A 10,560-nucleotide genomic window follows, 5' to 3' on the forward strand; every position below is an offset into this window, starting at 1 on the left:
ATGGCGTAAAGTTATATATAGTACTTCCCCCTATTTAAATACTAAAAATGCCTGTGACACTTGCTTTTGAATGGGATTTATAACCTATCCAAATCAATAAATAATTACTTTATACCTAAAATTTCATTTCATAAAAAAATCTAATTGTTCATAATTTTAGTGAATACACACTTCAAATCCATATTTTTGTATGTCTTTCCACGCAAAAAAACCGCAAACATCACTACAGGTAAGTTGTTTGAGGTGAAAGTACCTATATTGTCCATGTCATTAGCTGTTTTGTAGTGTCGCGCCGTTGTTTGTTGAAGCTGGCACAGTATCACTTGCTGTTGGTGAGAAGACAAAAAAACATGAGGGAAAGAATCTTTCACCTCATGCTTGTCATCATATATTAATCGTCGAACTTCAGCCCTTTTAATAAATCTGCAAAAGCGTTATTAATTGGTTCTGCTTCTTTTTGTTGCTCTTTCATATACTTTTGAACGCTGCGCTTATCGACTTTGCCGCCGCCCTCTTTTTTACGACGTGCTTCAAATGCCGATAGCTTCTCGCGGTGACCACATTTACATACGAAAATTTGACCATCGCCTTCGCCACGTAATTCAAGCTTTTTCTTACATTGTGGGCAACGTGCATTCGTCACGCGTGCTACGTTTTTACGGTGACCACATTCGCGGTCTTGGCACACAAGCATTTTGCCCTTTTTACCGTTCACTTCAAGCATTGGCTTGCCACAATCTGGGCATGACTTCGTTGAAATATTGTCGTGCTTAAACTTCTTATCGCTATTTTTTATGTCCGCTACAATATCTTTTGTATGCTGTTTCATTTCGTTAATGAACACATCTTTTTTCAACTTACCATTTGCGATGAGCTCCAGCTTTTGCTCCCACTGTGCAGTCGTTTCTGGGGACTTCAACTCCTGTGGTACTAAATCCAGTAGCTGGCGACCTTTTGACGTAATATGAATATCTTTGCCACGTTTTTCAATTAAAAACGCATTAAACAGCTTATCAATAATATCCGCACGTGTCGCAACTGTCCCTAAACCACCTGTTGATTTTAAGGTTTCGGCTAACTGCTTATTTTGTGTGTCCATATATTTCGTCGGGTTTTCCATCGCTGACAGTAACGTTGCCTCGTTAAAGCGTGCTGGCGGCTTCGTTTGTCCTGACGTTTGAGATAATAATGTGACCTTTAATACTTGTCCACTTTCAAGACGCGGCAATAATTGCTCTTTCACATCTTCATTTGTATCCTCATCGTCAAAACGGTTCGCATATACTTCTTTCCAACCTGCCGTTACTACTGTTTTACCGCGTGCGATAAATGTTTCATTGCCGATTTTCGCTTGTACCGTTAGCTGCTCAAATTCATGCGCTGGGAATAATACAGCTAAGAAACGTTTCACGACTAAATCATAAATTTTGCGCTCCTTATCATTAAAGTTCGCAAAATTTACGTACTCCTCTGTCGGAATAATCGCATGGTGGTCACTTACTTTACTGTCGTCAACAAATGCTTTCGTCGCTTTAATCGGCTTTGTTAATACTTTATTGGCTAGTGAACGGTATTCACCAACACCACACGCTTTTAAACGCTCTGGTAATGTGCCAACAATATCGGATGACAAATAGCGTGAATCCGTACGTGGATACGTCAGTACTTTATGTGACTCGTATAGCTTTTGCATAATATTTAACGTTTCTTTTGCTGAATAACCAAAAATCTTATTGGCATCACGTTGTAGCTCTGTTAAATCATACAGACCTGGTGAAAAAGTTTTCTTCGGCTTACGCTCAACCGTTACTACTTTGGCGTTTTCTTTGCTAAGTGCATGTACAAGCGCATCGATTTTTTCTTTTTGGAAGCTACGTGCATTACCATTTGCATCTTGCCATGTTAATTTTAATTCTGGTGTTTTCGCTTCAATCCCATAATACGTTTGCGCTTTGAAATGTTTAATTTCATCTTCACGTGCCGCAACAATTGCCACAACTGGTGTTTGGACACGTCCACAGTTTAACTGCGCGTTATGTTTTGTCGTTAACGCACGTGTTGCGTTTAGTCCGATATACCAATCCGCTTCACTACGCGCAACTGCTGCATGGTATAAGTTTTCATATGCTTTACCTGGTTTTAAGTTCGCAAAACCTTCTTTAATCGCTTTATCGGTAACAGACGAAATCCATAAACGTTTGACCGGCTTATTTACTTTTGCACGTTCAAGTATCCAACGCGCAACAAGCTCTCCTTCACGCCCTGCATCGGTCGCAATAATGACTTCATTCACATCACTGCGTGTTAACTGTGACTTTACAGCGTTGTATTGTTTACTCGTTTGACGAATTGTCGTTAACTTTAAACGCTCTGGCATCATCGGTAAGTCTTCTAAGTTCCACTTTTTATATTTATCATCGTACGTTTCTGGGTCTGCCAACGTCACTAAATGCCCTAACGCCCACGTAACAATATATTTGTCGCCTTCTAAAAAACCATTTCCTTTTTTCGTACATTTCAGCACATTCGCAATATCACGTGCCACTGACGGTTTTTCTGCGATTACTACACTTTTAGCCATAGTTAAAAACTCCTTTTTACTCTTCTACGTTTCATCTTATCATATTTACAGCGCCAATTTCTTCTATTACACTGAAGAGAAAAAGGGGGCGCCTACATGAACCGTGTCTATTTGCGACCGCTACAACTTGCCGATGCCACACAAATCCAGCTTGCGACCGAAAATGATGAAATTCGTCGTTTAACAAGCACGACCGAGCACTTTACAGTCGATGCCATTGAAGCATTTATTTTGCGCGCTGCATCGGACGATAGCCGTATGGACTTTGCCATTTGCTTGCATGATGACACATTGATTGGTGAAATTTCCCTGCTCGATATTGATGAACAAAACAAACGTGGTGGTATGCGTATGATGCTCCATGATTTAAGCTTTGCCAATCAAGGTTACGGTACAGAAGCACTGCAATTATTTGTACGCTACGTCTTTGAAGATATTGCCCTTAACCGCCTAGAATTAGAAGTACTACCCTATAATCCGCGTGCGCAGCGCGTCTATGAAAAGGTTGGTTTCACAATGGAAGGCATCGCCCGCGAAGCAACCTATTTTAACGGACAGTTTATTGATGAGGTGCATATGAGTATGTTAAAAAGTGATTATATGAAGCTTTATCTGTAAAAGTTCTTTCGCAACGACATAAAAATACCCACGACACTAAAAAATGTCGTGGGTTTTTCACGTCTTCCGCTAACGAGAGGACGTCTTAATTATCTTGCACATCTTTACGGTTTTTCTTAAAGATTTTCGATAACACTTCGTACACGACTGGTACAACGATTAACGTTAATAATGTAGACGAGAATAAACCGCCAATTACCGTTACCGCTAAGTCTTTCGAGATTAAACCGCCGCCGCCTTCTAAAATCGCCATTGGTAACATTGCACCAATTGTTGCGATGGCTGTCATTAAGATTGGACGTAAACGAGTTGCACCCGCTTCTAAAATCGCTTCACGCATGCCTAAGCCGGCTTGCTCCATTTGAATAATACGGTCTACTAATACAATCGCGTTTGTTACGACAATACCAATTAACATCAGTAAGCCCATCATTACAGAAACAGAAATTGTTTGACCTGTAATTAATAAACCAACGAATGAACCGATTACCGCAAATGGTAATGATGTTAAGATCGCAAATGGTGCTAAACCTTCACCGAATGTTACAACTAAGATGAAGTATACAATCGCAATTGCGGCAACCATTGCAATACCAAGCTTCGTAAATGTTTCAGCGATGTCAGCTGTTACGCCACCTTCACTTACTGTTACACCTTCTGGTAATTCAATTTTATCAATTGCTGCTGTTGCATCGTTTGTTGGGCCAGAAATATCATCTTCTGTAATTGTTGCCGATACAGATGCGACATACTCACCTTTTGAACGAGATAGCTTCGTTAATGTTTCGCCTTCTTCCACCTCAACTAGCTCACCAATTGTCATTGTTTCGCCTGTTGCTGTTTGGATTTCAGTTGCTAATACATCATCAATATTTTGTGCTGCTACTTTCGCTTCACGTTGCACAACGACATCAATATCTTGACCATCATATTCCACTGACGTTAATACTTCTTTCGTGCCTGTTTCTGATAATGCCATCACGATTTGACCTGTCGTTAAACCATATTGTAAGACGTTTTGTTGCTCCACTTTTAACGTATGCTCGACATATGGATTTTCTGCATCAGAAGAAATATCTTCTAAGCCGTCAATATCTTGTAATGCTTCTTCTACATCGTTAATTGTTGCAAGTAATGCGTCTAAGTCTTCTGAGTAGTATGTGTATGATAATGAGTTAGAACCACCCATACCCATTGAGAAGTCTTGTTGTTTCCACGTACCTGATTGGTCTAGACCTTCTAAGTACGCCATAATGTCTTTTTGTTCTTGCATGAAGTCATCGTTTGACATCGCATCGTCGAAGATTAAGTACATTAATCCGCTACCTGCTCCGCCACCACCTGTCATCATCGCTGTTGGGTCAGATGAAACTTCTGTTGTGATTGATAATTGGTTGATATCAATATTATCATTTTTCGCTAACTCTGCTTCTACTTCTTCAATATTCTCTAACGTTTCTTCAATCTTTTCGCCTGTAGCAGGTGTGTACGTTACATACATCATTTTCTCTACTTCAGAACCCATGAATGAGAACCCGATAATTGGTGTTAATGCTAATGAACCAACTAATAATGCAATCGATACAATTGATGTAATCCACTTGTGGTTTAAACATTTTTCTAAAATGCCTTTGAACCATAATGCAAGTTTACCAACCTCTTTATGATTGCTCTCTGTTTTCTCACCGTATAATTTTTTACGGAATAAGAAGTGAGACATTGCTGGTACAATTGTAATCGCTACGATTAATGATGCAATTAATGCAAATGACATCGTTAATGCGAATGGTAAGAATAATTCACCAACCATACCACCTACGAAGATTAACGGTGCGAATACCGCAATCGTTACTAATGTTGATGATAAAATCGGCTTGAACATTTCAATTGTCGCTTCACGAATCAGTGCACGACCTGTTAACTTCTCGTCTTTTAAATGTAGTCGACGATAAATATTTTCAACTACAACGATTGAGTCATCAATTACACGACCAATAGCTACGGTAATCGCACCTAGTGTCATAATATTTAACGTAATCTCCAACCAGTTTAATATTAATAACGCCATGAAAATGGACACTGGAATTGAAATGATTGAGATAATCGTTGAACGCCAGTCACGTAGGAATAATAAGATGATTAAGACGGCGATTGCACCACCGAATAATGCTTTTTCAATCATCGCAAATACCGATGCTTCAATCGGTTCCGCTTGGTCAAGCGTTACATCAATGACCAATGATGGATTTGTTTCTTTTTGGTCTTCAATTAAATCTTTTACAGCGTTAACAACTGTTACTGTGTTCGCTGTTTGTGCTTTTACGATTTGGATTGAAATCGCATCACTACCATTTGTACGAGAAATAGATTGTACTTTACCAACAACTTCAATTGTTGCTAATTCACCAAGCTCTACAAACGGTACTGGGTTTGTCGCTGAAGGTGTTACTGGAATTAAAATTTCTTTTAACGCATCAACAGTTGTAATTTTACCGTCTACCGCTACAGCTTCTTCACCTTGCTCAAACTCATATAAACCAAGTGATAACGCCATATCACTCGCTTGAATCATTTGCTTCACGTCATCTTCTGTTACGCCAAGCTCCGCCATTTTTTCTGTATCGTATGTGAACTGCACTTCATTTAAATGCTGTCCTGTTACAGTTGCTGATGCCACACCGTCGATTTTTTCAAGTTCTGGTAGTAATGAATTTTCTACCTTCTCTGTTAAAGAAACGATATCGCCGTCTTTATCACTTACTGATAAAGCAACAACCGGCATCATATTCATACTAATTGCCATAACAGTTGGTGTTTCCACTTCTTCTGGTAACGCAATTGCATCCATTGCAGATTGTAACTCACGTTTTTTCTCATCCATATCTACGCCGTACTCATACTCTACTTGTACTTGCGCAATATTCGATGATGAGTTTGATGTTACGGACTTTACATCTTCTAACCCTTCAAAGGCATTTTCCATCGGTATGGATATGTCATCCATTACTTGTTCTGGTGTTGCGCCTGGATACACGCCCATTACAATTAAAAATGGAATTGAAATATCTGGAATCGATTCCATTTTCATTCGTGTACCTGAATAAATACCACCAACTGTAATGATGATCGTTAATAACCATACAGCCAGCTTATTTTTCAGAACGAAATTCACTAAACCTTTCACGTTTGCACCTACCTTGTTTAATTTGACTTTCTCTTGAACATTTCTTATACTAATGACTGCTTGGTCAAAAGTCAACTAATCACAACGGGGTGTCTTAAATAGTATGATTAAAAAACAATTAATTATGGAGAATGCGCTGGAGCTTTTTGCAAAGCAAGGAATAGAGGCTACGTCAATTCAGCAAATCACTGAGCGTTCAGGCATTTCTAAAGGCGCTTTCTACTTATCCTTTAAATCAAAAGAGGAATTAATTTTAGCGATTGTCGATTATTTTATGGCAAACACAGTCGCAGATATTGACCGCATAGTCAAAGAATATTCACATTCGTCCGAATTACTATATCATTATTTCTATACGATGTTTTCAATGTTCGAACAGCATGCAGATTTCGCAAAAGTACTGATGATGGACTTACCAAAAACCGTTAGCGAAACATTATTCAAACGTCTACATTATTTTAACGGGCTAGTTGTCGATAAATTATTTACGATTGTCGATGTACAGTTCCCAACATTACAGTCCGATATGCGTGCCGATATTGTCCATGTCATTCGTGGGCTCATCGGTATTTATACCGATTGCTTCTTCCATACGAATGAACGTGTCGATTTACATCATCTATGTACATCTATTGTTGAAAAAGTAACGGTGCTAGCAGAGCATACAACGATTCCTTCCGTTCATAAAAGCCATCTTTATCGCAACGCAGAGTTAGAGGAACGTTCACTCGATGAGGTCCAGCAATTAATTGAACAACTTGAGCAAGAACTACCTGCTGGCATAGCGCGTGACTCATTAGCATTACTAGCAAAGGAATTAAGCGAACCTTCACTACCACCAGCTGTTGTCGAAGGACTACTTCAAAACTTATATTTAACAAAAGAAACGAAATGGCTTGTCGTCTTTTTACGTCCACATTTACAAGCATAATAAAAAGGTGCCCGAGCATAACGTCTCGGACACTTTTTTTAATGAATATCTTTCTTTTGGAAATTCCCACCACTTACTTCCACAACTTCATAAATCGTTACAAAAGAATTTGGGTCAATCTCTTTAATAATTTCTTTCATCTTACGTTCCTCTAAACGATTAATCACACAATTAATCTCTTGAAACGCTTGATTCGAATACGCTCCCTGTACCGTATTTAACGTTGCGCTACGGCCTAAGCGGTCACGAATCGTCTCGACCATCTCTTCAGGATTACTCGTAATAATTTTAAATGCTTTCGAGCCACTTAGCCCCGCTTCAACAATGTGAATGACTTTTGACGCGATAAAGTACGCAATCGCAGATAAAATCGCACCTTTTAAACCGAACACTGTCGATACAACAATAAAAACAAATGCATTTAAAAATAAAATTAAATCACTCGTACTAAACGGTAGCTTGCGTGATAATAACACCGCTAACATATCGATACCATCTAACGCCCCACCGTTACGTAGCGCTAACCCCATACCTAAACCTAAAATAATACCACCAACAACTGTTACAAGTAATGTATCTCCTTCTACAATTGTCGGCACTTTATGCATCCAAATCGTTCCTAACGATAATGACGCAATACCAATTACCGAAAAAATCGCAAATGTACGCCCAATTTGCTTATACCCTAGGAAAATAAATGGAATGTTTAAAATGGAGATTAACGCGCCTAATGGTAAGTTAAATAATGCTGAGCCCACGATACTTAAACCGGTTACGCCCCCGTCTGATACGTTATTTGGAATTAATACAGCTTCTAATCCATACGCTGCTAATAATCCCCCAATAATAATCATCATTACTCTTCCAGCTGTTTCTAGCCATGGTCTGTCACTCATAAATCGTTTAATTCCTTCCTTGCTTAAAATTTCCTTCTATAAAAAATAATAATACACGTCAGGAAAAATGTATAACGTAAATTAGTATCGCAAACTATATATTAAATAAAATTGTCGAATTTACGCCTTAAAACAAAAAAGAGTCCACAACACAACCTTCTTTCTGATGAAAATGAGTTGATTGAGGTGCTAAAATTTGATACATCGTCGTTAAACGAAGAGTGGACTTCTGGTGGAACCGTACGAGCGAGAGACGATAAAGGAACATCTGCACCGAAAGAATTGCCTGCTCGAAAATGTGCGACGACGAAAGCAGAAAAGTGTTAGGAGAAATTTCGGCATTTCTCCTAACACTTTGTTTTGTCTCATTCTCTTTTATATCATTCGTTATAATACTTTTTGAATATCTTTTTCAAACTTTAACGGTTTATCAGTAGGCGCAAAACGCTTTACAACATTGCCTTCACGGTCTACTAAAAACTTCGTAAAGTTCCATTTCACGGATTTGCCTAATAAGCCCTTTGTTTGCTCTGTTACGTATTTAAATAGCGGATGTGCCTCATCTCCATTTACTGCAACAATATTGTGCATCGGGAACGTCACACCATATGTTAAACGACATGCTTGCTCTGCTTCATCTGCTGAGCCAACTTCTTGCTTAAATTGATCTGATGGGAAACCTAATACAACAAGACCTTCATCTTGATACTTCTTATATAATTGCTCTAACTCGTCAAACTGGCCTGTTAAACCACATTTCGTTGCAGTATTCACAATTAAGATAGGCTGTCCTTTATACTTATCAAGCTTATACGTTTCTCCATTTGCTAATGTTACGTCAAAATCATATACTGTCATAACCTACACCTCTTATTTATAATATTTGGCAAAGCAATTGTTCAAAGTTCGTAAATTATCATGTACATCTTTTTCAAGCTTTAGTAAATCACTGCATCGTAAAATTTCATCGCAAATTGATTGCTCAATAGCTGCTTGTTGCTCAACTGCATGTAGCGTTAATGAAATAATCGTCGCTCGCTTATCATTTGGTGATGTAGCTTTCTCAATCCATCCACGCTGTTGTAGCTTCGATAAAATCGGATTTAATGTCCCAATGCCTAAACCGAGCTTTTCACCAATCTCCTTCGTAATGACACCATCTTTCTCCCACAATACCATCAATACTAAATATTGCGAATACGTAAGTTGAAATGGTGCTAACGCTTGTGTATACAGTTTATTAAAATAGCTTGCTGTCTTATACACTTCAAAACAGAGCTGATTATCTAAATTCGCCGTCAGATAAATCCCTCCTAATACATCGAATTCGATTTAAATACATTGTATACGATGTATTTTCATTTGTAAAAATATATGCTCATCTTTTTTATCAATATAGAAAAGTAAACCCTGGAACAACAGAAGTATTCAAAGCTTTGTGTCTCCTTCACATTAAAGTAATTCTGTGTCATAGAATTTTCTGCATATAAAAAAGCGCCTAGCAAAATGCTAGACGCTTTTTTCGTATGACCCGTACGGGATTCGAACCCGTGTTACCGCCGTGAAAGGGCGGTGTCTTAACCACTTGACCAACGGGCCGTTATGGCTCCGAAGGCAGGACTCGAACCTGCGACCTGCCGGTTAACAGCCGGATGCTCTACCAACTGAGCTACTTCGGAACAATATGGTGGGCCTAAATGGACTCGAACCATCGACCTCACGCTTATCAGGCGTGCGCTCTAACCAGCTGAGCTATAGGCCCATATTGTAAAAGATGGAGCGGGTGATGAGAATCGAACTCACAACATCAGTTTGGAAGACTGAGGTTTTACCACTAAACTACACCCGCATATCATGGTGGGTTTGGACGGAATCGAACCGCCGACACTTAGAGCTTCAATCTAATGCTCTACCAACTGAGCTACAAACCCACTATAAAATGGCGGTCCCGACCGGGATCGAACCGGCGATCTCCTGCGTGACAGGCAGGCATGTTAACCGCTACACCACGGGACCTTAATATAAAAATGGAGGAGGTAGAGGGATTCGAACCCCCGCGCGGTGTTACCCGCCTGTCGGTTTTCAAGACCGATCCCTTCAGCCAGACTTGGGTATACCTCCAAAGGGAATAAAATATATGGTGGAGCCTAGCGGGATCGAACCGCTGACCTCCTGCGTGCAAGGCAGGCGCTCTCCCAGCTGAGCTAAGGCCCCAAAATGATGGTCGGAATGACAGGATTCGAACCTACGACCCCTTGGTCCCAAACCAAGTGCTCTACCAAGCTGAGCTACATTCCGAGAAATATAAAAATAAAATATGGCGCGCCCGGCAGGAGTCGAACCCACAACC

Annotated in this window: 8 protein-coding genes and 9 tRNA genes; 3 read left to right on the top strand and 14 right to left on the bottom strand. The window is 39.6% G+C overall.

Annotated elements, in window-relative coordinates; genetic code table 11:
* Nucleotides 1-391: 391 nt before the first annotated feature.
* Complete coding sequence (locus A6M13_RS13100; RefSeq protein ID WP_066547212.1) at nt 392-2,581, bottom strand: DNA topoisomerase III; 2,190 nt, start codon at nt 2,579-2,581, stop codon at nt 392-394.
* A gap of 96 nt (nt 2,582-2,677) precedes the next feature.
* On the opposite strand from A6M13_RS13100, the gene A6M13_RS13105 reads away from it, so the two are divergent.
* A complete protein-coding gene (locus A6M13_RS13105; protein WP_066547214.1) occupies nt 2,678-3,199 on the top strand; it encodes a GNAT family N-acetyltransferase in 522 nt (173 codons plus the stop codon).
* Between the two features lie 85 nt (nt 3,200-3,284).
* On the opposite strand, the gene A6M13_RS13110 is transcribed toward A6M13_RS13105, so the two are convergent.
* Nucleotides 3,285-6,383, bottom strand: a complete 3,099-nt coding sequence (locus A6M13_RS13110; protein WP_066547217.1) for an efflux RND transporter permease subunit — start codon at nt 6,381-6,383, stop codon at nt 3,285-3,287.
* A 103-nt stretch (nt 6,384-6,486) separates the two neighbouring features.
* Here A6M13_RS13110 and A6M13_RS13115 point away from each other — a divergent pair, with 103 nt between their 5' ends.
* Entirely contained in the window at nt 6,487-7,314 is an 828-nt protein-coding gene (locus A6M13_RS13115; protein WP_066547220.1) for a TetR/AcrR family transcriptional regulator, read from the top strand.
* A gap of 38 nt (nt 7,315-7,352) precedes the next feature.
* Here A6M13_RS13115 and A6M13_RS13120 read toward each other — a convergent pair whose 3' ends face one another.
* Entirely contained in the window at nt 7,353-8,210 is an 858-nt protein-coding gene (locus tag A6M13_RS13120) for a YitT family protein (RefSeq protein WP_425393925.1), read from the bottom strand.
* 186 nt (nt 8,211-8,396) lie between these two features.
* Between A6M13_RS13120 and A6M13_RS16360 the strand changes: the two genes are divergently transcribed.
* Entirely contained in the window at nt 8,397-8,537 is a 141-nt protein-coding gene (locus tag A6M13_RS16360) for a hypothetical protein (protein WP_169817450.1), read from the top strand.
* 60 nt (nt 8,538-8,597) lie between these two features.
* Here A6M13_RS16360 and A6M13_RS13125 read toward each other — a convergent pair whose 3' ends face one another.
* The 11 genes from A6M13_RS13125 to A6M13_RS13175 form a co-directional block, all read right to left on the bottom strand.
* Nucleotides 8,598-9,068, bottom strand: a complete 471-nt coding sequence (locus A6M13_RS13125) for a glutathione peroxidase (protein WP_066547226.1) — start codon at nt 9,066-9,068, stop codon at nt 8,598-8,600.
* A gap of 12 nt (nt 9,069-9,080) precedes the next feature.
* Nucleotides 9,081-9,476: a MarR family winged helix-turn-helix transcriptional regulator gene (locus A6M13_RS13130; protein WP_083998360.1), complete on the bottom strand. Its 396-nt coding sequence runs from the start codon at nt 9,474-9,476 to the stop codon at nt 9,081-9,083.
* A 261-nt stretch (nt 9,477-9,737) separates the two neighbouring features.
* A tRNA-Glu gene (locus A6M13_RS13135) sits at nt 9,738-9,809 on the bottom strand.
* 4 nt (nt 9,810-9,813) lie between these two features.
* Nucleotides 9,814-9,889: transfer RNA gene (locus A6M13_RS13140), tRNA-Asn, on the bottom strand.
* 6 nt (nt 9,890-9,895) lie between these two features.
* Nucleotides 9,896-9,972, bottom strand: a tRNA-Ile gene (locus A6M13_RS13145).
* A gap of 13 nt (nt 9,973-9,985) precedes the next feature.
* A tRNA-Gly gene (locus A6M13_RS13150) sits at nt 9,986-10,059 on the bottom strand.
* A gap of 6 nt (nt 10,060-10,065) precedes the next feature.
* Nucleotides 10,066-10,141 (bottom strand) — tRNA-Phe (locus tag A6M13_RS13155).
* A gap of 9 nt (nt 10,142-10,150) precedes the next feature.
* A tRNA-Asp gene (locus A6M13_RS13160) sits at nt 10,151-10,226 on the bottom strand.
* Between the two features lie 12 nt (nt 10,227-10,238).
* Nucleotides 10,239-10,331: transfer RNA gene (locus A6M13_RS13165), tRNA-Ser, on the bottom strand.
* Between the two features lie 17 nt (nt 10,332-10,348).
* Nucleotides 10,349-10,424 (bottom strand) — tRNA-Ala (locus A6M13_RS13170).
* Nucleotides 10,425-10,431: 7 nt separating this feature from the next.
* Nucleotides 10,432-10,508 (bottom strand) — tRNA-Pro (locus A6M13_RS13175).
* Nucleotides 10,509-10,560 lie beyond the last annotated feature (52 nt).

It is taken from the genome of Caryophanon tenue (assembly GCF_001700315.1).
Taxonomy (GTDB): domain Bacteria; phylum Bacillota; class Bacilli; order Bacillales_A; family Planococcaceae; genus Caryophanon; species Caryophanon tenue.